This is a genomic window from Pseudomonas fragi, assembly GCF_002269505.1.
GTDB lineage: Bacteria > Pseudomonadota > Gammaproteobacteria > Pseudomonadales > Pseudomonadaceae > Aquipseudomonas > Aquipseudomonas fragi_D.
The window spans coordinates 99,620-125,503 of record NZ_NQKQ01000012.1 but is presented as its reverse complement, the minus strand read 5'-3'; the positions used below and the strand labels follow the sequence as shown (position 1 = coordinate 125,503).

At 57.0% G+C, this 25,884-nt stretch carries 24 protein-coding genes and 1 riboswitch; of the genes, 10 read left to right on the top strand and 14 right to left on the bottom strand.

Going from position 1 to position 25,884, the window contains the following annotated elements:
• Positions 1–25: 25 nt before the first annotated feature.
• Entirely contained in the window at positions 26–949 is a 924-nt protein-coding gene (locus tag CJU81_RS13035) for a carbon-nitrogen hydrolase family protein (RefSeq protein ID WP_095036954.1), read from the bottom strand.
• Between the two features lie 195 nt (positions 950–1,144).
• Positions 1,145–2,053, bottom strand: coding sequence for a LysR family transcriptional regulator (locus tag CJU81_RS13030; protein WP_095036953.1), 909 nt, complete (start codon positions 2,051–2,053; stop codon positions 1,145–1,147).
• 100 nt (positions 2,054–2,153) lie between these two features.
• On the opposite strand from CJU81_RS13030, the gene CJU81_RS13025 reads away from it, so the two are divergent.
• Complete coding sequence (locus tag CJU81_RS13025; RefSeq protein WP_095036952.1) at positions 2,154–3,137, top strand: aldo/keto reductase; 984 nt, start codon at positions 2,154–2,156, stop codon at positions 3,135–3,137.
• A gap of 33 nt (positions 3,138–3,170) precedes the next feature.
• Here CJU81_RS13025 and CJU81_RS13020 read toward each other — a convergent pair whose 3' ends face one another.
• Positions 3,171–3,833, bottom strand: a complete 663-nt coding sequence (locus tag CJU81_RS13020) for a TetR/AcrR family transcriptional regulator (protein WP_095036951.1) — start codon at positions 3,831–3,833, stop codon at positions 3,171–3,173.
• Positions 3,834–4,045: 212 nt separating this feature from the next.
• Between CJU81_RS13020 and CJU81_RS13015 the strand changes: the two genes are divergently transcribed.
• The 3 genes from CJU81_RS13015 to CJU81_RS13005 all read left to right on the top strand — a co-directional run bounded on the left by CJU81_RS13015 (position 4,046) and on the right by CJU81_RS13005 (position 6,941).
• Positions 4,046–4,885, top strand: a complete 840-nt coding sequence (locus tag CJU81_RS13015) for a TauD/TfdA dioxygenase family protein (RefSeq protein WP_095036950.1) — start codon at positions 4,046–4,048, stop codon at positions 4,883–4,885.
• A 51-nt stretch (positions 4,886–4,936) separates the two neighbouring features.
• Positions 4,937–5,707, top strand: a complete 771-nt coding sequence (locus CJU81_RS13010; RefSeq protein ID WP_095036949.1) for a class II aldolase/adducin family protein — start codon at positions 4,937–4,939, stop codon at positions 5,705–5,707.
• Positions 5,708–5,837: 130 nt separating this feature from the next.
• Complete coding sequence (locus tag CJU81_RS13005) at positions 5,838–6,941, top strand: alkene reductase (protein ID WP_095036948.1); 1,104 nt, start codon at positions 5,838–5,840, stop codon at positions 6,939–6,941.
• 47 nt (positions 6,942–6,988) lie between these two features.
• Here the strand turns inward: CJU81_RS13005 and CJU81_RS13000 are convergent, their stop codons facing one another.
• The 3 genes from CJU81_RS13000 to CJU81_RS12990 all read right to left on the bottom strand — a co-directional run bounded on the left by CJU81_RS13000 (position 6,989) and on the right by CJU81_RS12990 (position 9,606).
• On the bottom strand, positions 6,989–7,936 hold the full coding sequence (locus CJU81_RS13000; protein WP_095036947.1) for a LysR family transcriptional regulator: 948 nt from the start codon (positions 7,934–7,936) through the stop codon (positions 6,989–6,991).
• A gap of 164 nt (positions 7,937–8,100) precedes the next feature.
• The gene (locus tag CJU81_RS12995; RefSeq protein ID WP_095036946.1) at positions 8,101–8,544 is read right to left on the bottom strand and encodes a nuclear transport factor 2 family protein; all 444 of its coding nucleotides are present in this window, start codon (positions 8,542–8,544) and stop codon (positions 8,101–8,103) included.
• A gap of 168 nt (positions 8,545–8,712) precedes the next feature.
• Positions 8,713–9,606: a LysR family transcriptional regulator gene (locus CJU81_RS12990; RefSeq protein ID WP_095036945.1), complete on the bottom strand. Its 894-nt coding sequence runs from the start codon at positions 9,604–9,606 to the stop codon at positions 8,713–8,715.
• A 109-nt stretch (positions 9,607–9,715) separates the two neighbouring features.
• Between CJU81_RS12990 and CJU81_RS12985 the strand changes: the two genes are divergently transcribed.
• The 3 genes from CJU81_RS12985 to CJU81_RS12975 are packed head-to-tail and all read left to right on the top strand — an operon-like array spanning position 9,716 to position 12,054.
• Positions 9,716–10,375, top strand: coding sequence for an ankyrin repeat domain-containing protein (locus CJU81_RS12985; protein WP_095036944.1), 660 nt, complete (start codon positions 9,716–9,718; stop codon positions 10,373–10,375).
• A gap of 19 nt (positions 10,376–10,394) precedes the next feature.
• Positions 10,395–10,856, top strand: a complete 462-nt coding sequence (locus CJU81_RS12980; protein WP_095036943.1) for a nucleoside deaminase — start codon at positions 10,395–10,397, stop codon at positions 10,854–10,856.
• Entirely contained in the window at positions 10,843–12,054 is a 1,212-nt protein-coding gene (locus CJU81_RS12975; protein ID WP_095036942.1) for a CynX/NimT family MFS transporter, read from the top strand. Before CJU81_RS12980 ends, CJU81_RS12975 begins: the two co-directional genes overlap by 14 nt.
• Positions 12,055–12,100: 46 nt before the next feature.
• Here the strand turns inward: CJU81_RS12975 and CJU81_RS12970 are convergent, their stop codons facing one another.
• A complete protein-coding gene (locus CJU81_RS12970; protein WP_095036941.1) occupies positions 12,101–13,372 on the bottom strand; it encodes an OmpP1/FadL family transporter in 1,272 nt (423 codons plus the stop codon).
• 516 nt (positions 13,373–13,888) lie between these two features.
• Positions 13,889–14,007: riboswitch (yybP-ykoY riboswitch) on the top strand.
• Positions 14,008–14,095: 88 nt separating this feature from the next.
• On the opposite strand from CJU81_RS12970, the gene CJU81_RS12965 reads away from it, so the two are divergent.
• Positions 14,096–15,094: a sodium:calcium antiporter gene (locus CJU81_RS12965; protein WP_095036940.1), complete on the top strand. Its 999-nt coding sequence runs from the start codon at positions 14,096–14,098 to the stop codon at positions 15,092–15,094.
• Positions 15,095–15,181: 87 nt separating this feature from the next.
• Here the strand turns inward: CJU81_RS12965 and CJU81_RS12960 are convergent, their stop codons facing one another.
• The 7 genes from CJU81_RS12960 to CJU81_RS12930 all read right to left on the bottom strand — a co-directional run bounded on the left by CJU81_RS12960 (position 15,182) and on the right by CJU81_RS12930 (position 21,566).
• Positions 15,182–15,826 carry a hypothetical protein gene (locus CJU81_RS12960; RefSeq protein WP_095036939.1) on the bottom strand — a complete coding sequence of 215 codons (645 nt, stop codon included), beginning with the start codon at positions 15,824–15,826 and terminating at the stop codon, positions 15,182–15,184.
• 66 nt (positions 15,827–15,892) lie between these two features.
• On the bottom strand, positions 15,893–16,441 hold the full coding sequence (locus tag CJU81_RS12955) for a hypothetical protein (RefSeq protein ID WP_095036938.1): 549 nt from the start codon (positions 16,439–16,441) through the stop codon (positions 15,893–15,895).
• A gap of 3 nt (positions 16,442–16,444) precedes the next feature.
• Entirely contained in the window at positions 16,445–16,945 is a 501-nt protein-coding gene (locus CJU81_RS12950; protein WP_217902758.1) for a hypothetical protein, read from the bottom strand.
• On the bottom strand, positions 16,946–18,040 hold the full coding sequence (locus CJU81_RS23810; protein WP_141232604.1) for a hypothetical protein: 1,095 nt from the start codon (positions 18,038–18,040) through the stop codon (positions 16,946–16,948).
• Positions 18,031–18,705, bottom strand: a complete 675-nt coding sequence (locus tag CJU81_RS12940) for a pilus assembly protein (protein ID WP_095036936.1) — start codon at positions 18,703–18,705, stop codon at positions 18,031–18,033. The genes CJU81_RS23810 and CJU81_RS12940 overlap by 10 nt, the downstream gene beginning before the upstream one ends.
• A gap of 25 nt (positions 18,706–18,730) precedes the next feature.
• Positions 18,731–20,857 (bottom strand): TcfC E-set like domain-containing protein, encoded by a 2,127-nt coding sequence (locus CJU81_RS12935; protein WP_217902757.1) that lies wholly within the window; start codon positions 20,855–20,857, stop codon positions 18,731–18,733.
• Between the two features lie 202 nt (positions 20,858–21,059).
• Positions 21,060–21,566, bottom strand: coding sequence for a CS1 type fimbrial major subunit (locus CJU81_RS12930; RefSeq protein WP_095036934.1), 507 nt, complete (start codon positions 21,564–21,566; stop codon positions 21,060–21,062).
• Between the two features lie 287 nt (positions 21,567–21,853).
• On the opposite strand from CJU81_RS12930, the gene CJU81_RS12925 reads away from it, so the two are divergent.
• Entirely contained in the window at positions 21,854–24,676 is a 2,823-nt protein-coding gene (locus tag CJU81_RS12925) for an ATP-binding protein (protein ID WP_095036933.1), read from the top strand.
• Complete coding sequence (locus CJU81_RS12920) at positions 24,663–25,850, top strand: EAL domain-containing response regulator (protein WP_095036932.1); 1,188 nt, start codon at positions 24,663–24,665, stop codon at positions 25,848–25,850. Before CJU81_RS12925 ends, CJU81_RS12920 begins: the two co-directional genes overlap by 14 nt.
• The last annotated feature ends 34 nt before the right edge of the window (positions 25,851–25,884 follow it).

Sequence of the window (25,884 nt, the reverse complement as noted above, 5' to 3'; positions counted from 1 at the left end):
GCCGCGTACCCGGTTGCGACGTAGGTCAATGCTGGAATTTGACCGAGGTTTTTGCACGTTCGTCGACATGCAGGGTAAATACATCGGGCCGGGAGTAATGGCCGACCACATCAAAGTCATAACGCGCCTTGAGCAGCTCGGCCGAGTCGATTTGTGCCACCAACAGGCCGGAGACATTTTTCAGCGGGCCGGCGAGAATCTCGCCCATCGGGCCGACAATCACGCTGTTACCCGAGATCAGCAAGCGGTCGTCATCCCAGTGCTCCAGGCTGATGCCAAGCTCACGCGGCGACGGCTGGATCTGGCAGGCACTGACCACAAAACAGCGCCCTTCCTGAGCGATATGGCGCATGGAAATCGGCCAGTTTTCACGCTCATCCACCGTTGGGGCGCACCACACTTCGATGCCCTTGGCGTACATCGCGGTACGTAGCAATGGCATGTAGTTTTCCCAGCAAATTGCCGCGCCGATTTTGCCCGCCGGGGTGTCGAGCACTGGCATTGTCGAACCGTCGCCCTGGCCCCAGATCAACCGCTCACTGCCGGTGGGCATCAATTTGCGGTGGTTGCCCACCAGGCCTTCTTCGGGCGAGAAAAACAACGCGCTGCAAAACAGTGAACTACCGCTGCGCTCGATAACACCGACTACCAGATGGGCGCCGGTGCGTTCGGCCAGGCCTGCGAGCTGTGCAGTCTCGGCGCCAGGAACATCAATGGCATTGGCAAAATAGCGGGCAAAGGTCTCCCGGCCTTCAGGCAACCGATACCCCAGGTAAGTGCCAAATATTTCACCTTTGGGGTAACCGCCTAACAGGGCTTCGGGCATGACCACCAGTTGAGCACCTGAATGCTTTATCTCTGACTCATAAGCCAGGATCGCTTCCAGGGTCTGGTGTTTGCCGTCAGGGTGTGAACCCAGTTGCAGTGCAGCTACCGTCGAGATTGTCATAGGGCTTTGCCTTGGGGCTGATGGAGGGTTCACCCATGGTCATCCCGACTGCGACAGTGAGCAATTCGCAAAACTATAAATCTGATATGAATGAAGTTGATATCAGGCGCTTGACCATTGCTTGTAGCGTCAGCATTCAACATTCGTAGAGAACATGGCATCAGGTTTCGGCGGGAAATCCGGTCGCCATCCCGATTAATCCGTCCCCACCCGACTCGACCACTCGCGCACTGCCTGGGCAAAAAGCCGCAGGGCAATCGGCGGATGGCGGTTGGCTGGGTAGTACAGGCACAGCCCTGAATAATTCGGGCTCCACTGGGGTAGCAAGTTGATCAGACGGCCGTCACGCAGGTGTTCGGCAACAGTGGTCACGGGCACCCAGGCCACGCCTGCACCGGCCAGTGCCGCTTCAACCATAAGGTTGATATTGTCCAGGGTGATCGGTCCCTCCACATCCAGGCTGAGGCTTTGACCGGCACATTTGAAATCCCAGCGAAAGAGCCCGCCACTGGTGAAGCGAAAGCGAATGCATCGGTGGGCTTTGAGGTCTTGCGGCTGTTTCGGCGCAGGATGCTGCTCAAGGTAGTCTGGCGAGGCGACAGCGGCGAAGCGCAAGTCCGGGCCGAAGCGAATGGCGATCATGTCCCGAGGCACATCATCGATCAGGCGAATGCCCGCGTCGAAGCCGTCACCGACAATATCCTGCAGTCGGTTGTCTGCCACGAACTCGATATTGATGTGCGGGTAACAGCGGACAAAATCCGGCACCACATGGCGGATCAACGGCAGGAAGGATGACTCCGATGCGCTGACACGAATCGACCCCGAAGGGCTGATCCGTTCAGAAGTGACTTCGTTGATGACACTGGTCAGGTCATTCATAAGGGGTCGCACGCCCCGCAACAACTGCTCCCCCGCCTCGGTCAATGACACCGAGCGTGTCGTGCGATTGAACAGGCGCATCTGCAAGCGCGCCTCAAGGTTGCGCATCGAGTGACTGAGGGCTGAGGACGACACCCCCAGCACACGGGCCGCTCCACTGAAACTGCGGTGCTCGGCGATGGCGATAAAAGCAGTCAGGCCCGGCAGGTCTGGGCGGATCATTGATGAATTCCTCTCACTAAGCCATACAGCAAACCCTATATTGTTGAGCTTCAGACAGCAATATAAGGTGGTTACACACTGTTCGACTGGAGACGGCGAAATGCAAAAGCGTTTACTGGGCCAAAGCGGCCTTGAAGTTTCAGCCATTGGGCTGGGTTGCATGGGCATGAGTTACGGCTATGGCCCCGCCCTGGATAAAACCCGCGCAATCGCATTGATCCGCAGCGCATACGAGCGTGGCGTGACCTTCTTTGACACGGCCGAGGCGTATGGCCCGTTCACCAACGAGTCGCTGCTGGGTGAGGCCCTGGCGCCGTTTCGCGAGCACGTGGTAATTGCCAGCAAATTCGGCTTCAAGAACGGCGATGTAGCCCAGGGGCTGGACAGCCGCCCGGAAAACATTCGCGCCGTAGCCGAGGCCTCGCTCAAGCGTCTGAACACTGACTGCATCGATCTGTTTTACCAGCACCGCGTTGATCCTGACGTGCCGGTGGAAGACGTCGCCGGAACGGTCAAGCAGTTGATCCGCGAAGGCAAGGTCAAACACTTCGGCTTGTCGGAGGCCGGTGCGCAAACCATTCGCCGGGCCCACGCCATTCAGCCCGTTGCCGCGTTGCAAAGCGAGTACTCGCTGTGGTGGCGCGAACCGGAAAAAGAAATCCTGCCGCTGCTCGCAGAGCTGGGCATCGGTTTTGTACCGTTCAGCCCTTTAGGCAAGGGCTTCCTGACCGGCAGCATAGATGCCGGCACCTCGTTCGCCGCGGACGACTTTCGCCAGATAGTACCGCGCTTCAGTGAAGACAACCGCCGCGCCAATGCACAACTGGTGCACGTGCTGGGTCAGATTGCAGAAGGCATGCACGCAACCCGGGCACAGATCGCCATTGCCTGGCTGCTGGCCCAACAGCCCTGGATCGTGCCGATACCGGGCACGACCAAACTGCATCGGCTTGAGGAAAACACCGGCGCGGCTAATCTTGAACTGAGCGCGCAGGATCTGGCGAATATCGAGTCGGCACTGCAGCAGATCCAGATTGTCGGCGAGCGTTACCCGGCCCATTTGCAACAGCGGGTAGACCGCTGACCTTGGGTGTCAACCGGCCCTGCACACACTGAGTCAACCCGGTGTGCAGGGCCGCAGGCAACCCATGGCCATGGCCACCAGGCTATCGAGCAGCGCCCTGGATTCAAGCTGCTCCGGCATGTCTTCCAATACCGAGCGGATAACACTGCGCAACCCCTGCCCGAGCAGGTAAGCCGCCAATGCCGGATGTTGCGTGGTGATCTCCTGCTCATACATCTGCAACAGCGGCAACCACGTCGCTTCGATAAATTCCCCGGTGGTGGTGTACGGCCCGCGCCACATGCCCAGGTGCAAGGCCGAGTGGTAACGCAAATGAAACACCTTGTTCAGCCTGAACAAGCGTGTTTCGACGCGAATGATATTGGCCAGAATTTGCTCCAGCGCCGACTTCAGAGGCACGCCAACCAACTTTTCCCGCACCCTGAGAAGTTGCTCGGACTCTTCGTCAAGTACGCGCTCGTACAGCAGAGCCACAATGGCGTCCTTGCTGGGGAAATACTGGTAGATCGAGCCCACTGCGACCCCTGATAGCTCCGCGATGCGGGCAACCGTCAGCGCCGCCTCCCCTGCTTCATCCAGAATCTGCAGGCAGGCCTGCTCAACGGCATCGACCAGTGCCCGTGAGCGTGATTGCACCGGTCGCTTGCGCAGCGAAGGCATCTGGCCTCTGGTGCTGCTATCAGCGGGATTGTTCATGGAAATCCGAGCGCTGGATTTACTACAACTCTGACTTTCATATTTTTACCTTAAATATCAATAATTTATAGGCAATAGCAGACACTCGCGGAATGCGAATATCTGAACCCTGGTGACGTCAGTATGATCTTTTGGGTCGTTCGGACAACGTCCAAACGTGTAGTGATACCCCTCCATAAGATCGGATATTTCTGCCTGCCGGGAGATTGCCCATGCCTTCACCATTCACCCTCCAGCCCCTTGGCCCACACCTGGGCGCCGAAGTGCTTGACCTGGACCCTGCCACTGTTTTTCAGCCGCAAACCCTGGCGGCACTGGAGGCCGCGCTGGTCAAACATGAAGCCCTGGTACTGCACGCACCATGGCTCAAGCCTGAACAACACCTGGCCATAGCCCGCTACTTCGGTGAGCCTGAGGTTCACACCTTCTATCCCAACCTCGGCGCAGGTTTTGAACAGATCACCGTGATCGATTCCAGGCTGGGTGACCGGGCGGACATGTGGCACCACGACGAGAGCTTCCTGCCCGGGCCGCCGATTGTCACCATGACTCACGCCCAAATCCTGCCACCCTGTGGCGGCGACACGTGCTGGATCAGCATGACCACGGCCTACGACAGACTGTCCGCACGCATGCAGCACTACCTCGACGGCCTAAGCGCCTGGCACGACATGAACGGGCCGATGACGGCAGCCCTGCGCCAGAACGTCGTCAGCCATGAGCGCTATGTCGAGGTCGTGCAGATGAACCGCAGGCATTTGCATCCGCTGGTGATCCAGCACCCGCTGTCAGGCCGCAAGGCCCTGTATCTGAGCCCGACCTACACCACCCATATCGAAGGTATGGCGGCCTCTGAAAGCGACGCGATCCTGAGCTATCTGCATGCGCACTGCCAACACGTGCAATTCGGTTTTCGCCATCGCTGGCGCGTCGGTGACATGCTGCTTTGGGACAACCGCAGCGTGATGCACAACGCCATCCTCGACTATCAACCGCACCAACGGCGCATGCAGCGCACCTCGGTATTCGCCCGCGAACCCTTGCCGGCGTGAGTGCTGAAGGATCAATCACGGATAACAACCGCTGCACAGGAGCACACCAGAATGATGAAGGATGAGCTTAATCACGACTTGCTGGCCCGCTACATTCCCAGGCCAGGCCGTTATGCGCTGCTGCCCCAACTGACTGCGCGCCAGCGCGTAGCACTGCTGTGCCGGGTGCTGTACCGAGAGGGTTATAACGACCATATCGCAGGTCATATCACCGTCAGGCAGGACGATGGCACTTATCTGGCCAACCCCTGGGAACTCACCTGGGGCGAAGTAACCGCCTCGGACATCCTGCGCCTTGACCAGACAGGCAAGGTCATTGAAGGCGAATGGAACATCACCCCGGCCATCAACCTGCATATGGATTTACATGCCGCGCGCCATGATGTTGAGGTGGTCATCCATAACCACCCGCGCTGGGCAGGCGTCTGGTCGGCCGCGGGGCGCATCCCGCCGGTTTACGACCAGACCTCCGCCCTGGTCGATAGCGACCCGGTGCTCTATGACGAGTATCGCGGCACAGTCGAAGACTCCGCCCTGGGCCGCGCCGTAGTGACGGCACTGGGGGCCCAGAAATGGGCCATGCTCGCCAACCACGGTGTCCTAGTGGTGGCCAATGGCATTCGCCAGGCCCATTTGCGCGCGATCACACTGGAATGGCGTAGCCGTCTGGCCTGGCATGTCGAGGCACTCGGTGGCGGCGCGCCGCTCCCTGCCCATGTTGCCCTCGCCACTGGAGAGCGCACCGATGCCAATGGCTTTCCGTTCCTGTGGGAAGCCATGGCACGGGAAGAAATCCGCCGCGATCCAGCTGTCCTTGAGTAATTGACCCCGCAAATTATGGAATTCAACTCCGCAATGTTTGGAATCCAGGGCCGATTATCCGGGATCAATATCACCGTATATTGACCCGGACTGGCGCCACGCAGCGCCCCACACCGGAGGTCCCTGCCCTATGAGTATGCTGTTTTCTCCCTACACCTTGTCGGGAATGGAGCTGAAGAATCGTGTCGTGATGGCGCCCATGACCCGTGCTCGCGCCTTGAACGATATTCCTGACGAGTTGACGGTGCTGTACTACCGCCAGCGTGCAAGCGCCGGCCTGATCATCAGCGAAGGTGTGCCGGTTTCAATCCAGGGCCGCGGCTATCTGTTCAACCCCGGCCTTTATAATCAGGCACAGGTGGAAGGCTGGAAGCACGTCACCCGGGCCGTGCATGAGGACGGCGGCAAGATCTTCGCCCAGCTCTGGCATGTCGGTCGGGTCTCCCACACCACGTTGCAACCGGACGGCGGTGCGCCGGTGTCATCCAGCAACAAGCTGGCGGCCAACTCCATGACCTATGCCTATGACGAGCACGGTCAACCGGGCCCGATCCAGGCCAGCCCGCCACGCGCGCTGTCGACGGATGAAGTCGGGGCGATCATCAATGACTTTGTGCAGGCTGCACGCCGGGCTGTCGAGGCGGGGTTTGACGGGGTCGAAATTCATGGCGCCAACGGCTACCTGTTCGAGCAGTTTATCAATCCAGGCGTGAACGACCGTACCGACCGTTATGGCGGCTCGATCGAAAACCGCATTCGCCTGCTGCTGGAAACCATTGATGCGGTTGCCGACGCCATCGGGCGTGGCAAGGTTGGCGTGCGTATCTCGCCGTTTGGCCGCCTGTTCGACATGGCGCCGTTTGATGACGAAGCCCAGACCTGGGTCGCGGTGGCTCGCGACATTCATCAACGCAACATTGCCTACGTGCACTTGAGCGATCAATTGACCATTGGCGCCGAGCGCATGCCCGAAGGCTTTGCGCAGACTTTTCGCGAGTCGTATCAAGGCACACTGATTGCCGCCGGCGGCTTTGATCGCGAGTCGGCAGAAGCCGCACTGGAGTCGGGTGCTCTGGACCTGGTCGCATTTGGCCGGCCTTTTATTGCCAACCCGGACCTGGTGGAGCGGATGAAGAACGGCTGGCCGATTGCAACCCCGGACCGCGCCACGTTCTACGGCAACAGCGGAGAAAAAGGCTATGTCGATTACCCCTTCCACTCACCGAACCTGTAACGGTACTCAGCTGCAGCGCTTCAAGTAGGGTGCTTGAGGCGCTGCACTCATGAACCCTGGGGGTTGGGCGCGCCCTGATCCGGGCGAAAAATCCCGGCATCGCGTTGGGCCAGTGCCAGCAGTTCATCGACGACCATTCTGATCTTGGGCTGTATGTAGCGCGTGCGTGGCCAGATCACGTGTATAGGCATCTCGGCGCCGGCATATTGCTCAAGTACGGGCACCAGCAACCCCTGCTGGATATGCGTCTGCACCAGCCAGGTGGGCAGTTGGGCCAGGCCGCCCCCGGCCAGTGTCATGTCCAGCAACATTTCACCGTCTCCCATCTCATGCTTGACCCGCACGTCGTGCTCGTGGGTCTGCCCCTTGTCATCAACCAGCATCCAGGTTTTGCGAGTGCCGTTGCGCCAGCCGACAATGCAGTCATGCTGCAGAAGATCAGCCGGTGCCTGGGGCGTGCCATGCCTGTGCAGGTAATCACGGGTCGCGCAAATCAACAGGCTCTGGCTGCCCAGCCTGCGGGCCACTATGTCAGCGTCATCCTTCAATGAACCGATTCGGACCACAAGATCGATACCCTCATTGACGATATCCACCAGCCGCTCACTGAAGCTGATGGAGAGATCGAGCTGCTGGTATCGCACCGCCATATCGATCAAGGTCGGCAAAATATGTCGGCGACCAAAGGCCGCCGGCAGATCGATCCGCAACCGACCGACAGGTTCCTGTTGGCCGGTGGTCAAAAAGCCCTGGGTCTCGGCCAGTTCATCCATTACCCGCAGGCAGCTGGCCAGATAGGCCTCACCCTCGCTGGTAAGGATCAGGCGCCGGGTGGTGCGATGCAAAAGCTTGACGCCAAGGCGCGCCTCCAGGCGAGTCACGCTTTTGCCAACGGCGGAACTTGTCACGCCAAGCTCCAGTGCTGCCGCTGTAAAGCTCAGTGACTGGGCCGCAGATACAAACTCGCGAATACCGTCAAATGGGTTGCCCGTCATTATGGCGTCCAAGGCTAACGTTTAAGGATCTGCAGCTGAACAATAGCAAAGCCATGCAGTAATAGAGGGGTAATCAGCCCCGGGGCTGATCTTCTGCGCAAACAAAAATGCGCCCTGAATAGAGGCGCATCGTTTATGGGGCAATCCTCAGAGCCTGCCCTGGATCAGGCGGCACGCTCAGGCCAGACCACTTCAAGGCGGGTATGGGTGATGCGCCACTCGCCATCGATACGCCGGTAGGTGTCGGCGTACAGCCCGAGCAACAGCAGCGGGTGCGGATCGGGCTTGGATGCGGTCTCGAAATCAATCAGATAGCAACGCCCTTGCGCGGTATCCGGCCCGGTCAACGTGATCCAGTGGTTGGCGATCGCATGCAGAAACGGATAACTGCCCTGGCGGTCGCGATCGAAGAGTTTGAAGGCATCATTGAGGCCGCTGCGGATGGCATCTATACCCGTCATTTTGCCGACCGTAACCTCCACCACCGCATCTGCCGAGAACACTTCGTCGAGTGCGTCGATAGTGTTGCTGTCCAGGTGATGTGCATAGAGGGTTCTGAGATTGCGAATCTCTTCGCGATCAAGCAACGCTTTGAGTTTGGTATCCATAACCTGTGACCTCTGTAGTGACTGGTTTTCCTGTGAAGGCGTTGGCCTGCTCAGGACAATCAGCTCCTGACCTGTAAAACCTCTACTTTAGTCATGTTCCATCACAAGATAATCACCCATAAATTCCAAACATTCTGGAATCACAGGATCAAATTCTTTCACTCTCACTCAACTGGCCGCATTTTGACGGGGTGGTTCACCCGCCAGCTCATCGTTAGCAAGCGTCTGGCACAGATCCAGCAACTGGCATTGCAGCAATTTGCCCGCATGGCTCAGACCGTTTTGCCCATACAACGCCAGAAATACCCCCTGGATATCCGGCAGGCCGCTGCCGGCGTCAATCACCCAGTGCTGCGGGCTGATCACCCGTAACGGCAACAAACTGATACCCAGGCCCGCTGCCACGGCGGCGCAGACACTGGCCAGACTTGCGCTGGAGTAGTTGATGCGCCAGCGCCATCCCCCCACCTCAAGGTGATGGAGCATTTCATTGCGGTACAAACCGCCCACCGGAAACGCCACCAGCGGCAAGGGCTCGCGCCCCAGTGCGGGTGCTGAACGGCTGTCGACCCAACACATGGGTTCAGGCCAGCACGCCAGGCAATCATCGCCCTGCCCCATCTGCTTGACCAGCAACAAGTCGAATTCATCCTGGCGATAAAGCCGCATCAGTTCAGGGCCCAACCCGCTGGTGACTTCCAGGCGCACTCCCGGGTGCTCCAGGCCGAACCGCGAAAGGATCGGCATCAAGCGCTCGGCAGCGAAGTCTTCAGGCACGCCGAGGCGCAACACCCCTTCACTGGCCTGGTTGAACAGCACGTCGCGGGCTTCCTGATCAAGCGCCAGGATGCGCCGCGCATAGGCCAGCAGACGCTCACCTTCAGGCGTGGCAATCACCCGGCGCTGTTCGCGGTCGAGCAGCCTGCAGCCAAGGCTGTCTTCCAGACGGCGGATCTGCTGGCTGACCGTCGACTGGGTGAGATGCAGACGCTGCGCCGCACGGGTGAAATTGGCGCAGTCCACTACCGCGACAAAACTGCGTAACAGTATGGGATCCAGCATCCGCCTCACCATTCACATTGCCACTTAAAGGCATGGCTATATTTAATTTCAGAATACCTGCTGCGCTGACCATACTGGCTTTTCACGGGATGTAAAAGAGGGCTCAAGCATGGGCAGCCTGACACGCAAATGCGGCCTGCTGACGGTCGCGCTGTTAATAATGGGAGCGGTGATGGCAAGCGACAAGACACTCCTCACTGCCGTCAGTGACGGCGAGCTGGCCAGGGTCCAGCAACTGATCAGCGAAGGCACGGACCTCAACGTCCAGGCGCTGGATGGCAGCAGCGCACTGCTGCTGGCAACCCGATCGAACCAGATCGAAATCGCCCGGGCCTTGATCCAGGCAGGGGCCGACGTCAACCAGAAGAACCTGATGCGCGACAGCCCCTATCTGTTGGCAGGTGCCAGTGGGCGTAACGAAATCCTGCAAATGACCCTGGCCCACGGTGCCGATCTGCAGAGTACCAACCGCTATGGCGGCACCGCCCTGATCCCGGCCTGCGAGCGCGGCCATGTTGAAACGGTGCGCCTGCTGATCGCAGCAGGGGTTGATCTGAACCATGTCAATCGCCTGGGCTGGACCTGCCTGATGGAAGCCATCGTGCTCTCCGACGGCGGCCCGGCGCATCAGCAGATCATCACCCAGTTGATCAATGCCGGTGCCGACCTGAACCTGCCCGACAGCGACGGGCACACCCCCCTGCAACAAGCGCAGCAGCGCGGCCAGGGCGTGACCGCCCAGTTGCTGCGTGATGCCGGCGCGCACTGAATCACACCCTGGAGTTGTTATGCATAGCGATGAGTTTTACCTGCAACGCGCCGTAGTCCTGGCCGCCAGCAACGTTGCAGGCGGTGGCCGGCCTTTTGCTGCGCTACTGGTCAAAAACGGCCAGGTGATCGTTGAGGCCGTCAATACCCTTCATATCAGCCAGGACCCGACTGCACACGCAGAACTCCTGGCCATACGGGCTGCCAGCCAGCAACTGGGCCCGCGCCTGGAGGGTTGCGTGATCTATGCCAGTGGTCAGCCTTGCCCCATGTGCCTGAGTGCCATGCACCTGTGTGGCGTCACCCGAGTGGTGTATGCCGCCAGCAACCCGCAGGGGGAACCCTTCGGGTTGTCTACGGCAGCGATTTACCAGCAACTGGCGCTGCCGTTGAGCGAGCAGAAACTGGCGATACAACACCTCCCCCAACCGGCCATGGACAAGATCTACAGCGACTGGAAAGCCTGCCATGAGCCTGGATAAACACCCTGCGCGGGTGTTCGCCAATTGGGCATTGCTGGTGGTGCTGGGGCTTAACCTGCGTCCGCTGCTCAGCTCCATCAGCCCGCTGTTGCTTGAGATCCGTCATGACACGGGCATGAGTTTTCAGAGCAGTGCCTGGCTGACCAGCCTGCCTGTGATCTGCATGGGTCTGGTGGCCTTGTTCGGTGTACGCCTGCAGGCTGGCCTGGGTGAACGCCGTGGCGTGGCCCTGGGCTTGTCGATGATCCTGGGCGCCTGCCTGTGGCGCTTGTCTGCCGATCAGGCACAAACCCTGATGGCCACGGCCTTGTTGGGCGGTGCCGGGGTTGCGCTGATCCAGGTGCTGGTTCCGGCGCTGATCAAGCGCCAGTTTGCACAACGGGTTGCGCTGGCGTTGGGGGTGTACTCAGCCTCCCTTATGGCCGGCGGCGGCCTGGCTGCTCTTGTCAGCCCGTTGGTGGCCGGCCACTTTGGCCATTGGCAGGCCGGGCTGGGGATATGGCTGGTGCCGGCTCTGGTCGCGCTGGTGCTGTGGGGCTTATTGCCCTTTGCCAGCGGTGCCCGAACGGCGGGCGAGCCAGCCATGCGCCCGTGGCTCAACCGGCGCGCATGGTTACTGGCGTTGTACTTCGGCCTCGTCAACTGTGGCTATATGAGCATGGTGGCGTGGTTGCCCGCCTACTATTTGCAGATGGGCTGGAGCGCAGCACACAGTGGCTCGCTTCTGGCGTTCATGACCGTGTTCCAGGTCATCGCAGCGCTGGTGATGCCGGCGCTGGCCCACCGCAGCATCGACAGACGCCCGCTATTGGCGGTCAGCCTGGGAGCGCAGGCGCTGGGCTTTATCGGCCTGGTCATGTGGCCGCTGGAGTCGCCGCATATGTGGGTGGCCTTGATTGGTTTTGGCCTGGGAGCCTGTTTCGCCCTGAGCCTGATCCTGACCCTCGACCATTGCCGCAAACCTAGCGAAGCCGCTCAGCTTGCAGGGTTCGTTCAAGGCGCGGGGTTTCTTGTCAATGCGGTTTCGCCATGGCTGACGGGCTGGCTTCGCGAACTTACGGGGAGTTTTGTCAGTGCCTGGTGGGTTCTGGTTGTAGCGGTGGTAGCCATGCTGCTACTGACGGGAATATTCAGCCCGCAGAGCAATGCCCGGGCAGTGTTTGCTTCGGGCGAGGCCGAGCCGCTTGCGGTGCCTTGACTGAGCATGATGTGCGTTACATTCCCGGTAACGCACATCCCGCGAATCAGAAGCGATAGGTGATCGAAGTACCAAAACCGCTCGCGCTGTTTTTGTAGGTAGAGCTGTAGGCACCCTTGGAAGCCGAGCTGTCGTTGACCTTGGTACTGTCTTCCCACAGGTAGGAGTACGCCAGGTCGATCGTCATGTTACTGACCGGCGTCCAGCCAGCACCGAAGCTGATGGCGGTACGGTCACCGGTAGGAATGCGCGGCGAACGGTTAGTGTTGTTGGTTGGCGACTGGTCAACCGACAAGCCCGTACGCAGTACCCATTGCGGATTCAACTGATAAGCGGCACCCATGGCATGGGCCCAGGTGTCGTGCCAGTTCTGCTCTTCGGTAATGGTGCTCAACGAGCCGCCAAGACGCGGGCTGACATCACTGTTCTGCACGGTAATGTCCTTGAGGCGGCTCCAGCGGGTCCAGGTGCTGCCTGCATACAGCGTCCAGTCATCATTGAGCTGATGAGTGACCGAGAAGTCCACCGACTCCGGCGTATCCAGGCCCAACTTGGCATCGTAGCTCTGGCCGCTCAGGCCCAGCAGGCTGAAGGTACCGCCAGTGACCTTGGTAGTGCCCTTGAGGTTGTAGCTGACCTTGGAGTGATACGTCAGGCCCACACGGGTGCTGTCAGTGGCCTGTACCAGGACACCGGCGTTGAAACCGATGGCCGTGTCATCGCCGCTGATCTTCACCTTGCCGTCGTTTGTGCCCGGCGTGAAGGCATTCGGCACCTGGGAAGTCAGTTCACCGTCAATGCGGTTGATGGTCGGACCAAACCCGATCGACACCTTGTCATTGAAGGCATAGCTGACCGTGGGCTGGAACGTCATGACCTGAATCTTGCTTTTATTGGCGAAGTAACGGCCGGCGAAACCACTGCCATAGTCCGTAATCAAACCAAACGGCACATAGAAACCGACACCGAAGGCCCAGTGTTCATCAATCGGATTGACGTAATAACCCATGGGCACCGCAGTCAACGGCACCATATCGCCGTCTTCCTTGCCGCCAAAGGTACTGCGGGTATGGCTGATATCGGTTTTCGCCACCAGCAAGGCAGCACCTGCACTCACCTGCTCCTGTTTCAGGCGCGCCATGCCGGCAGGGTTGCCGTATACGGTACTGGCATCATCGGCAGAGGACGATCGACCGGCGAAGCCGGTGCCCATGCCGCTGATACTTTGTTCATTGATTGCAAGACCGCTGGCAAGTAGCTGAGAAGACGCAAGTGCAACGGCAAGACCGAGGGTGGTCTTGAAGAATAGTTTTTTCATTATTAGAGGTCCAGTGATCAACGGGGCGCAAATTACCAATATTCCCGATCCGTTGCCAGAGCCTGTTGTATAGAAATCAAGGGGCTTGTAGGACAATACAACAAGAGCACACCGTTATTCAGCGTACGAATATCCGCTGATGGGCAGAGCTGATCAATTATTTGACCGCACTAACATAGTCGCGCGCTCAAGATCATTAAACTTTATGGATTTAAGATGAAATTGCAATGTACACGCCCGTGATCTGTCTGCGCCGGGCTTTAGCGACCCAAACGCAGATTTTTTTGAAAGAGCGGCAAATATCAAACAAGCCCCTACCACAAGACACTTCAAATATATTACCCGCTGCATGAAGAACAACCGCTACTTATTAAACAGCGCAATACAACTTGCCAGAGAAGAACTTATCCCCGGAAATACACACGGATGATTTTGATAACAATTATTATTAGTATTTATATAGCCCGGCGTTTATTTTTCAACCTTGCAATGCACTTCCAAACTATGAATAATGCGCGTCCTGTCATTGGGGAGTAGCTATCTTCAGCCACACGGTTGAGGAAATCATGTCAACACACTTGAAGTCTCTTACTTCATGGCATGATTAGCACCATCGGAACCTGCCGATGTTGCCCAGCAAGACCTTTGGCCACTGCGTGTTTACCGACCGGGTAAGCCACGTCGTGTGCCATTGGTAATATGCTTGCCCGGTCTGTGCTTCTTATGCTCCTGACCCTGGTTCTGTTTTTTCTCTCCGCTATTACCATCTACCTCGCGTGCGAATACTTCGTTAACGGTATTGAATGGTGTGGCCGTCATATGAATCTCGGCGCCACAGCTGTAGGCACTGTGCTGGCGGCATTTGGTACCGCCCTGCCTGAAACCGCAGTCACCTTTACAGCGGTCGTATTTGGATCAACCCCTGAACAGAAAGACATCGGTGTCGGCGCAGCCATGGGTGGACCCTTGGTGCTCGCGACCGTCGCCTATGGGGTCGTGGGCTTTGCGCTATGGATGAATCGGCGCAAATTAAACCGGGGCGACACAATCGTTCGCGTGGATCACAAAGGTCTGGCGAAAGATCAGTTGGCGTTTTTGGCGGTGTTCGTCGTAAAGCTGGGGTTGGGTCTCGTCGCCTTTGCGATCAAGCCCTGGCTGGGGATATTGTTTCTGGCTACCTACGGCCTTTACGTCTGGCGCGAGATCGCCAGTTCAGATACAGCGCCCGAAGAGGAAGAACTTGAGCCGCTTAAACTGAAGCCGAAAAACCCGTCGATGGCTTGGGCCGGGCTGCAAACGGTGATAGCGCTCTGTGTGATTGGCGCAGCCTCCCATATATTTGTCTCGCAACTGGAAGGTATAGGCGTTCTATTCGGCCTGCCACCGCAAATAGTCGCCCTGCTGCTTAGCCCGGTAGCCACGGAACTTCCCGAGATCATGAATGCCCTGATCTGGGTGCGCCAGGGCAAGGAAAGACTGGCCCTGGCCAACATCTCCGGCGCCATGATGATCCAGGCGACCATCCCCAGTGCGCTGGGTATGTTCTTCACGCCGTGGCTACTGGACGCCCCTCTGCTGATTGCCGGTGCAATCACCGCATTTGCCGTACTTATGCTCTGGCTGGTTTTTCGCCGCGGGAATGTTCAAGCCAAAAACTTGATGGCAATCGCACTTTTGTACTGCGGTTTCGCAGGTTATGTGGCGTGGTACTTTATGCATTGATCAACGCAGTAAGTCACTGAGAAACCTGGCATAGGCCGTGGTGTTGTCGGCAGGCCCATTCACAACTGGAATGAATAGCCGACAGCACTAACAGCCCGCGTGCTTGGGAACCTTGATTTTTGTGCCTTTAACCAATAACGGCACACCGGGGTACACGTTGAAGGACTCACTGGGTTTGCCATCAACCGTCACATCTTTCACTGCAAAACGCGTGGTGCCCGAAGCGTAAAACCGCGCGCCATCCGCTTCGCATTTAACCGTTAACGTCGAGGTTTCTTTCTGCGGCATATGGCGAATCAGTGAGCTAAAGGCAAGGTTGACCACCACATTGCCCGCCACGCTGGTGTGCTTGGGGTCGATCAGGTTGACCACCGGTTTTACTTCCAGGCGGTAAACCTGTTCCTCTTCAATGGAAACCAGAGGCTTGATGGTGATTTTCTTGCTCTGCCCCGGGCCCAGCATCAGCTTGAAGGGTGTGGCGTAGAGCTTGGGTTGCGTCACCTGAACGATGGACTCCAGGCGTTCATCCTCAAACTCGACCCCCGGATTAAACAGGCGCGACAGCGAGATGGAGACAAACTCGGGGCGCTCGCCGTCGTTGGAAATATCGAGCGTTACAGGTTTATCCGATACTTCAGTGACCGCCGGCGTGACGTTGATCAACGCCGACGCAGGCGATGCCAAAACAAGCCCGCACAGAACAAAAACAAGGCCGTTAGTGAATGGTTTCATAGGTTTCTCGAAATAACTGAAGCATGCCCTTGTGACGTGGGCATGCCTGTTAACAGCAGGCGAACCTTAAAGGTTGGAAATTACCGGCTCGAAGGTCAGGGATAGCACCCCTGTGTAGGTGCCGCTGGTTTCCTTGAACGTGCCAGCAGGCGGATAGGCCGAAATTGACAGGTCGTAATAGCCGATGGAGTCCATACCCGCCCCGCCCGACACAGGGTTTTTAAAGACTGTCGGCGTTGCCACTGCCAGGGTTTTGGGCGCCTGACCATCTGCATTCAGCTCCACGATGGGCTGCAGGAAAACTTGCGCGGCATTGTTGGTGTTGCGTATGACCAGGGGCTCGTCCAGGCGCACCTGAAAATCCCTGCTGGTGGAGACAACTCTCAAGCCGGCTTGCACCCCATAGGCTGAGTCCCATCCACCCGGTTGCGACATTTCCAGCCCCTGGTCAAACCACCCCCCCGTATCGCTGGTCACAAGAAAGTTGTTCTGGCTAGTGACCGTGGCGGTAATCGTGCTGGTGACTTTACCTTGCAGATCGATATCCACCGCAAAGGCCATGGCCGGGAGAGTGCCCAGGACGGCCAGCAGGCTAGCCAATGCTACGTTGTTCATGTGTTACTCCGATTGAGGATGAATCCTGGAGGTTGCCGAGTTCTGGTAAATCACCATGCCGTATCCGACACTGACCGACAGGGGCGCCGATAAGCCATCCGCCCCTTGTACGTGTACGGTCACCTGTTCTCTGGGCCTGAAGGTCACGCGCCACACCTGATCGCTGGCAGGTGTACCCAGGGTTTTGATGTTCATCCGGTATTTTTGCCCCGGCGCCAACGCTAAACGGGTGGGGGTTACCAACAATCCTGGCTTGGGCACCTGGCTGATGGCCTGCAACTGCTCCGGCTGCTCACCGGGGTTGAGCACCAGGGCTTGCTCTACGTCCAGATACAGAGGCGAATCCCCGGTGTTCTGGGCGTAGAGCGCGCCTTGACGTTGATCGGGCACCAGGCGCAACTCAGGGGTCGAGAGTTTCAATACCCCCGCCGCCATGCCATTTAACGGGCTGATACATAACCAGCCCAACAGCAAGGCAACGGGATATTTTATAAACCTGCCCATTTAAGGTTTGGCGACCACAGTGAAGGTCAATATATCGCTGTAAGCACCCGTTTTTACCGTCTTGTCAGGTTGAGCCTTGAACGTAGGAGTGAAGCAGGTTCGCCCCCCCGCAGCCAACGAAAACAAACGACTTTGAGCATTGGGCAGCGATACCGAATCGGTGCTATTGTCGAGGGTCAATGTATAAGGAACCGTTTGCGAACTGTCTTCCAGGCTCTTCAGCAGATAACCACCGGTCGGCGAAAAACCATTGCTATTCGTCGCATTGATCAGGTACTTCTGATTGGTGATAGCGGTTGATCCTTCGTAACTGAAACACAGCTGGTCTTTGGTCGCTGGTAACGTCAAGACGGTTTCTTCACCCGCTGGCAACTCACCCAGGTCCCAGTCCGGTGCGGTCATTGTAACTTTTGGAGCTACGGCAGGAGGAGGTACCAGCGGGTTGTTATATAATGTACAAATGCCTCCCTTCGTGCTGGGCCCAATATAAACAATACCTGACTCATCTGCGACCAAGACGCCTTGACCAAAAGGAGGCACCAGAGCGTTTACTGCGCGTATACCAACCGCAGGCCATGTGCTAATCTTGTCTTTTGGTATAGTGAACTCAAGTCTCCCGGAAAATGCATTTGCATTTCCCCAAACGTTATTAACCGGCAAACCAGCGTAAAGATGTGAATAATATGAAACAAAACCAATCTCGCCGAGAGCATTGTTAGTAGTTACACCATCTAATGTGAGCATAGTTAATACATCCTCCTTATAATACGGCGCACCATTTTTATCATAAGCGTAAAGCGAGAACCCTCGAGATTGAAATGTTTGGTAAGCGATGCGATCCCGTGTCGCCGGATTGAAATTTAACGTAACACCAAAAACGTATACAAAGCCGGTAAACCGATAAGCACAGTCACTATAACTCGTAACAACATTACTATACGAATTAATAAGCGCTAATGTCTCCCCCGAAAATAGCAATCCAACCAGAGCAAGGAAAGAACCTAAAGGATTAATCAAGCGCCTGCGCAACAACTTGATACATGTAGCGCTTTCCCGCACTGCCAATCTATTCAACAGGATTCTATTTATGGACATTCCAGCACCTGCGGCTTTTCATCAACGGTAAATTTTAGGCTCTTTCCAGCGAAGTGTTGTGGCGTTCCCGGAAACAAGGCAGCTTTGGCTTTTGGCAGTTTGATACCTGCACTCTCAAGTTCCGATACCTGCACACTTATACTGCCCGTATTTTCCAGTGTCACACCGCCATCTTTACAGTGATAGGTCCAGCTCGCCTGTTGTTTGCCTGGCGGCGGCATATGCCGAACCAATACCCCGTAACCAATGGCAACTGACATGGGCGCGGTGATTTTGTCTTCCGGCGCCTGCTCTACCTGCATGGCCCGCACCGGCACGATATACAGCCGGTACAAGGTCTCGGCCTCGGGCTCGACCAGCGACTTGAGGCTGATGGCGCGGCTCTGCCCCGCCCCCAATGTGAGTTTGTCAGGGCTGGCTAGCATGCCCGGATGCGTCAGGGCACTCAGCGGCTGTTTGATCTCCGGCGACACACCGGGGTTCATCACCTTCTGCAAACTGATGGACAAATACAGCGGCTCGTCACCGAGGTTTTTAACATTCACCGAGTGCTCGTGATTGTTGTACACCTTGAGGGTGGCCGGCATAACCATCAACTCGCCTTCGGCCTGGGCCAGGCTTGAGCCAAGCCCTATCAGGCCCAGCAAAAACGTACGTAACTTCATAAAAGCTTCCTGTCAGGTTGTGCGCTTACTTGCACAAGTAATGGCTAGGCTGCACCGGCTTGGTCAGATCACAGGTGTAACGCCCCCCCGCACCGTCGACCGAAATATTCGCCAGCACTGCTTTGCTGCTGATCGAGAACAGGCCATTGGCATAGGCCGTATCCCCGGTCTCGTGAATGATGCCGCCCACCGGCTTGCCCGCCGCATCGACCAAAATGCCGCTGTAAACCATATTGATATCCACCTTGGCCTTGGCGTTGTACACCTGGCCCGGGTGGGCGCGGACAATGTTCGCCGGCACTTCGATGTTCATGTCCATGTTGTCGCTGTCACTGCTGACGCGAGCAAAGGGCACATCGCTGTACTGGTTCAGTGGCACGGCATAGGTACCGTTGCCCGCAACCGGATGACCTTCAACTTTAAAACCGTAAGGCGTTTCACCCAGCGCCGGGGTTTTCAGGAGCATGGCGCTGCCACCATGGCTGTAACGTCCCAGCGCAATGCCATCCTGGTTGGCGGCAACCATGCCGCGGTAGTTGAAGTCGAGGTTGCTGGCCGCATCACTGTGCCCCAGGTTAAGGGACGCATCGCCACGGGTGCCTGCACGGCTGCCGTAGGCGTTGAAGCTATTGCTGCTGTCGATACGGTTGACCGTGACACCGGTCGAGGTGGTGCCAAAGTTGTCGTCATAGTCCTGGCGATAGTCACCACTCAACTGGGTTTTGCCGCCGTACTGGGCCGCACGCACGCTGGCTTGCGACTTGTCGAGCATCCAGGTCATGTTCAGGTACAGGGTGTAGTCGCTGTCCCCGGGCATGCCGTTGGCTTTTTGCACGCCCAGGCCGAAGGTCGACCATAAACCGTTGGGTTTGTAGTTCCAGCGTGCTTCAAGTTGCTGGGTCTCCCCACGACCATAGTCCCGGTAGTTGTAGCCCAGCGTGACGCCGGCAATGTTTCTGCTGTAAGCAAGGCTGGAGCTGGGGGTGCCGTAATAAAAACGCGAGACGTCAGTGTTCTGATAGCGGCTAAGCATCAAGTTGCCCAGTACCGGGTCGTTCATGTTCAGGTTGAAGTAACCGCCCGTACCATTCTCGCCGCTCAATACCCCCACTGTCGGGTCAAGACTCAGCGTGCCAAAAGAGGAAGGTCGGGTAACGTTGACTTCAGAGGCCCAATCAGAGTCTTCACCGGAAACAGCCGCGGCGTTTAAATAGAACTGGCTCATATTGCGGCTGATGGCGCCTTCCAGCAGTTGCCCGCCTTCGTCCATGTCCTGCCCCGCCGTAACGCGCCAAGAGTTTGCGCCGCCGAAGTTCAGGTTGTTGATGTCCTGGGTCTGCTCGTTGATCAAATTACCGTTGCGATCGACCAGGCGAATCTCGACGGGGTAGTAACCCCCGGGCAAGTCCGCAAAGCTGACTTCGTTACGCCCCAGAATGGCCGGGCGTTTAAGAATCAGGCGACCATTGCGGTAGAACTCATAGTTACCTTCGGCCGTGGAAAACAGCACCAGCGAGCCCACATCCCGGTCGCTGCGCATATACTCCTGGCTGCCCAGGGTAATAAACTGGTCAAAACTGGGCGACAGCACCGTACTGACCGAACCTGAGCCATAGTCGATACTGTTTTGCTTACCGGCACGCACATAGGTGTCGGCAAAGTTCTTTTGCAGATAATAGGACGAAATGCCCTGGTCACGGCTGCTTTGGCCACGGTTTTGGCTACGGTTGGCGTACCAGTTCATATAGCCAAAGCTGCGACCCGGCAAGCCAAACCAGGTGTTGCCGTTCAGGTTGAAAGCACTATAACTTTCAGATGAACCGCGCATATCCAGAGACTGATTATTGATCAGCCCCCACGAAGTATCAGGCGCGAGAAAATCTTCGCGCGTGGTGCGAATTTTCAGGGTGCGGCGTGTCTTGTCCAGCGTGACATAGTGTTCGGCCACGCGCAGATCACAACCGTCCTTGCATTGTTTATAGTCAATCTTTGACAGCACGTCTTCGATAACACGCCGATCTTCAGTGTCAATACCATTGTCGGCATACTGACGCGCATCAAATACAAGGGCATTTTTAGACAGCGAATAACTGATAAAACCCGGCAATGTCTTGCCATTGTAAGTAGCGACATAGTTTGCGGTATTATCCATCTCCACCGCACTGAACCCTTCAGGTGTCCCATAGGAGATCTTTACTTCAGCCAGTGCCTGGGAAGAAAAAGCCGTAACAATACAAGCCGCCAATATATGCAACTGAAAGGGAATCTTATGGGTGTACATCCTGATCTTCCGTCACTGGAAAAGAAGAGCCCCTTTCGGGGCTCTGGGCATTTAATGAAGACTGATGCCGGAGTTACGGTGCTGGGGTAGGCTCGAACAGCATAACCAGGTCGCCGCTGTAGCTACCGTTGGTGCTGACGGCGCCAACTTTGGTAGGGGCATCAACAGTGATAGCCAGTTCGTGAACCTGGTCATAACCGCCAACGCCGGCAACGTTTTGATCAATGGTCAGCGCGGAGCCAAAGTTCAGTGCCTTGGTATCAACGGTCACAGCCGCGTTAACCATTTCGTAAGCGCCGCTGGACATTTTCAATGGCTGGGCCAAAGTAACGTTGAAGTCGTCAGCGGTGCTCCAAACACGCACTGGCAGTGTTTTCGAGAACGAAGTTTGAGTGTGGTCGTTTGCAACCAGCTCTTCGGTGCCGTACCAGGTTGAACCGTCTGGCTTGGAAACGAACAGCGCGTCGTTGATTTGGGCAGTCAGGGTGATTTTCTTGGAAACAGTGTTGTCAGCAGCCTGTACCATGCCAACCATCGCAGTGCTCAAGCCAAGAGCAATCAAAGCAACTTTAAAGTTCATTATTCGTATCCAATATAGAGTGTTACCAAAAACGCCAAATATTAAGCAGCTGGCATTGTTGGTGAAGAGTTGTTTAACAGGCAGTTCCTACTGCCTGACAAAAGAATGACATTCCTGCGCACACTCCACAATCAGACGAATCTTAATAGCTCTTGCCATTCAATAAAGAAACAGCGAACCCACAAACCCGACTACTTATAGACAGCTACAAACCTGATAACAAGTAACGGCCTGAGTTTAAGGATTGTCTTATATCCAGCACTCTGTGCACGGCATAGAGTATCGGAATGAAACTCAAAATGTACTTGCACTCCATAACCCCCCTGCTCTCCTCTCCTCACTCTGCAAGACGCTTATTATGGACAGTGGCCGCCATACTCCTGGCAGGACTGCTGGCCGGGGTCTATAACTTCTTGCTCTTTACATTCAATACCGAACTGTCCCAGCGCCGCGGGTCCATGAGCAGTGCCATCGCCGAAGCCCATACTTTTTTCACCACCCGCCAGGCACTGCTGGAAAGCATCAGCCTTTCTGCAACCCGCCAGCCTGAAGGCGAATTTGTCACCGTCTCTGCGGAAGAAATCCATTTGCTCCTGGGGCCTTCGCCACAACGGCAATGGAACCTGTGGCTGACTGAACGCTTGCGCGATTATATGAAAGAGAAACAGGTCAATCTGGTCTACGTCAGCACAGGTGCCCATGCCAAAGTATCCCGTCTGTATAACGCCACCGATGCGGTGAGCGGGTTTTCCGACACCATCCTGCGCCAGCTTGAATCACTGAAACACGATGACAAAAGAGAGTTGGATGAGCTGTGGCTGTCGGAGCAGGACAGCCCCCATGCCCGGCTGTATATTTTTATCCGCCTGGATGAGCGCGACCCACAATCCGGTTGGCTGGGGCTGGAAATGGATTCCGGCGAAGTCTCGGCGGCCCTGAGCGATCAGAGCGCCGGGCAATTTATGATGCTCAACTCACAGGGTTCGTTACTGTTCACCAACAGCCTTGTGCATGCATTGGGTGACAGGCTGTTGCCGCTGCAAGACCAGAACTTCTTCGGCCTGGTCGGTAGCCGGTGGTGGCCAGATCATGTGGTTATCCGCAAGCAACTCAAGTCGTCTGACTGGCAGTTGGTGTACTTCATCGACTTGCGCTCGGTCATGCTGACGTTATGGCCGCAATTGCTGGGGGCACTGCTGTTTTGCCTGATCAGCCTGGCACTGGTGTGGCTGTTGATGCGGCGCCTGGAGCAGCGCTTTATTGCCCCCACGATTCATCGTATCCAGGCGCTGGTCGAAAGCGAGTTGTTCAGCCGCGACGTGATCCAGACCGCCCCTGTGGCGCTGTGTGTGCTGCGCCGCAGCGATGGCCAGGTGGTGTTGGAAAACACCCTGGCGCAACAATGGCTGGGCCAGGGTGGTGAACGTGAAGCATTGAGCGCCCTGTGGATACAGCGCGCCTTCACCAGGGCCGAGCCAGAGCTTAGCGACTACTTCGAGACCGCCGACGGCCGCCACCTGTATTTAAGTTGTGCACCCACCCGCTATAAAGGCGAGGACGTGCTGCTGTGCGCCTTCAGCGATATCAGTGCACGCACCCAGATTGAATCGACCCTGCAGCAGGCACGGCAAATAGCAGAAGCTGCCAACGAAGCCAAAACCCTGTTTCTGGCCACCATGAGCCATGAGATCCGCACACCGCTGCATGGGGTGCTGGGCACCCTGGAACTGCTGGGGCGCACCCAGCTGGACCCTCAGCAAAAGGATTATTTGCATGCCATCGAAAGCTCCTCGGCCACCTTATTGCAGCTGATTTGTGACGTACTGGATGTATCAAAGATCGAAGCCGGGCAACTGGCCCTGGAGCTGAGCGAGTTCTCTGTGCTGGAACTGGCGCAGGAGGTTGTTCAGGCCTATGCCGCCGCCGCACAGCGCAAGGGCTTGAAACTCTACGCCTGCTATGACCCCAGGTTGCCGGAGCGGGTCATGGGTGATGTGGCGCGCATTCGCCAGATTCTCAACAACCTGTTGAGCAACGCCGTGAAATTCACCGACTCCGGTCGAGTGGTGCTGCGCCTGAGCCTGCTCAGTCGTGAAGGTGAACGGGCCAGCCTGTTATGGCAAGTTTCAGACACGGGCAAGGGCATCCCCCAGGCCGCGCAGCCTCTGGTGTTCGAACCTTTCTACCAGAGCGAGGGCAGCACCCACGGGGTGGCCGGTACCGGCCTTGGTTTGCCTATCTGTCTGCGTTTAATCCAGTTAATGAATGGCAACATCCGCATGGTCAGTGAAGTCGGCCTGGGCAGCAGTTTTTCCCTTAGCCTGCCTCTGGAGGTTCCAGGCACCAGTGGTTTGTCAGCGACCTTGCCCGAGCTGCTGGCGGAAACCATCCATGTCGTTTCACCTGTGCGTGAACTGGCAGAGACCGTCAGCGGCTGGCTGCGCAAATGGGGCGCCCGCCCCCAGATCGGCCATCCTGCACCCCAGGCTGGAGCTACCGCCGCAGTGTTGCTGGAACTACACCCAGGCTCTCTCGAACAACGCTTAGCCCCTGACTGGGCAGGCCCGGTGGTGCTGGCGACCGGCGACGGCAACCACCAACCACAGTTCATAGATGGCGTATGGCAGGTCAACCTCAATCATTTAAAAGCCATCCATCAAGCCGTCAGCGAGGCACAGGGCGTGCGGGTGCGCAAACCTGACCAGCCTGACGAACAGCATGAATTTAGAACGCTCAACCTGAATATCCTGGTAGCCGAAGATAACGTGATCAACCAGTTGATCCTGCGCGCGCAGCTGGAAAAGCTCGGCTGCACCGTCGAGCTGGCCTCTAATGGTGAAGAAGCACTGTCACTCTGGGACAACGGCAAGTTCGACTTGCTGCTCACCGACGTCAACATGCCCAAAGTCAACGGTTATGAACTGACCCGCCTGTTACGCAGCCAAGGCTGCCTGGCGCCAATCATCGGCGCGACGGCCAACGCCATGCTGGGCGAAGAAGAACTGTGCCTGGCCGCCGGCATGAACCAGCGCCTGGTCAAACCGTTCAGTTTGCGGGCCTTGTTTAACTCCCTTGCGCCTTACCAAGGAGTACCCCATGAAACCCTTTAGCATTTTGATTGTTGAGGATCATCCCTTTCAGTTGATGTACTTGCAGAACCTGTTCAACGAGTTGGGGGACTATTACCTGGAGTGTGCACAAGACGGCTTACAAGCCCTCGCCTGCCTGCAACGGCGAAATTACGATCTGGTGCTCACCGACCTGTTGATGCCCGGCATGGATGGCGTGCAGTTCATCCAGAAACTGGCCGCCATGCGCGCACGACCTGCGCTGGCAATCATGAGTTCCTCCTCTCGGCGCATGCTGATGGCCGCCAGCCTGGTCGCCCGCAATCTGCAGGTCAACGTAATCGGGCTGATATCCAAACCGGTGCAGGCCAGCGCCCTGCGCGACCTGATCGAGCAACTTATGCGGCTACGCGACAAAGCACCGCCGCCGCCTTTTGCCGAAATTGACCGCCAGTCGCTGATTGATGCACTGGACAATGGAGAGCTTGAGGCCTGGTTTCAACCCAAAAAGGCATTGGCCAATGGTCGCATCGTAGCGGCCGAAGCACTGGTGCGCTGGATACACCCCGAACACGGGATGCTGCTGCCCGGCGTGTTTCTGCCCGCACTGAGCGCTTTTAATCTGGAAGAGCGCCTGCTGTGGTTGATGCTTGAACAAGGCATAAAGGCCCAGGCGCAATGGGCCAGGCAAGGCTATGACATCCCTGTCTCGATCAACCTGCCTACCCATTTGCTTAACAGCGATGACCTTCCCGATCGCATTCACGCCTTCGTACTGCGCCACAACGGGGTGCCGGAGAAAATCTTCTTCGAGCTGATGGAGTGTTCCACCCCCCAAGAGATCAGCAATTTCTATGCAGGCGCCTGCCGGCTGCGGATCAAAGGTTTCGGCTTGTCTCAGGATGACTTTGGTAAAGGCTACAGTTCCTATATCAACCTGGTCTCAACCCCTTATACCGAACTCAAGATCGACCGGGCCCTGGTGCACGGCTGCAATGAAAATGAAGAACTGGCCCAGGCCTTGACCAGCATTGTCGGGCTTGGACGGCAACTGGGCCTTACGGTTGTGGCCGAAGGTGTAGAAACAGCGCAGGAACTTGCCCTTTTACGCAAGATCGACTGCACTCAGGTCCAGGGTTTTTTGATCTCTCACGCCGTTTCCAGCGATCTGTTTGCCCAGTTGCTGACTCATGATGGGCCAGCCAGTGCATTCTAAGGCGCATGCGGGTTTTTCGAAGGTAACTCTTGTG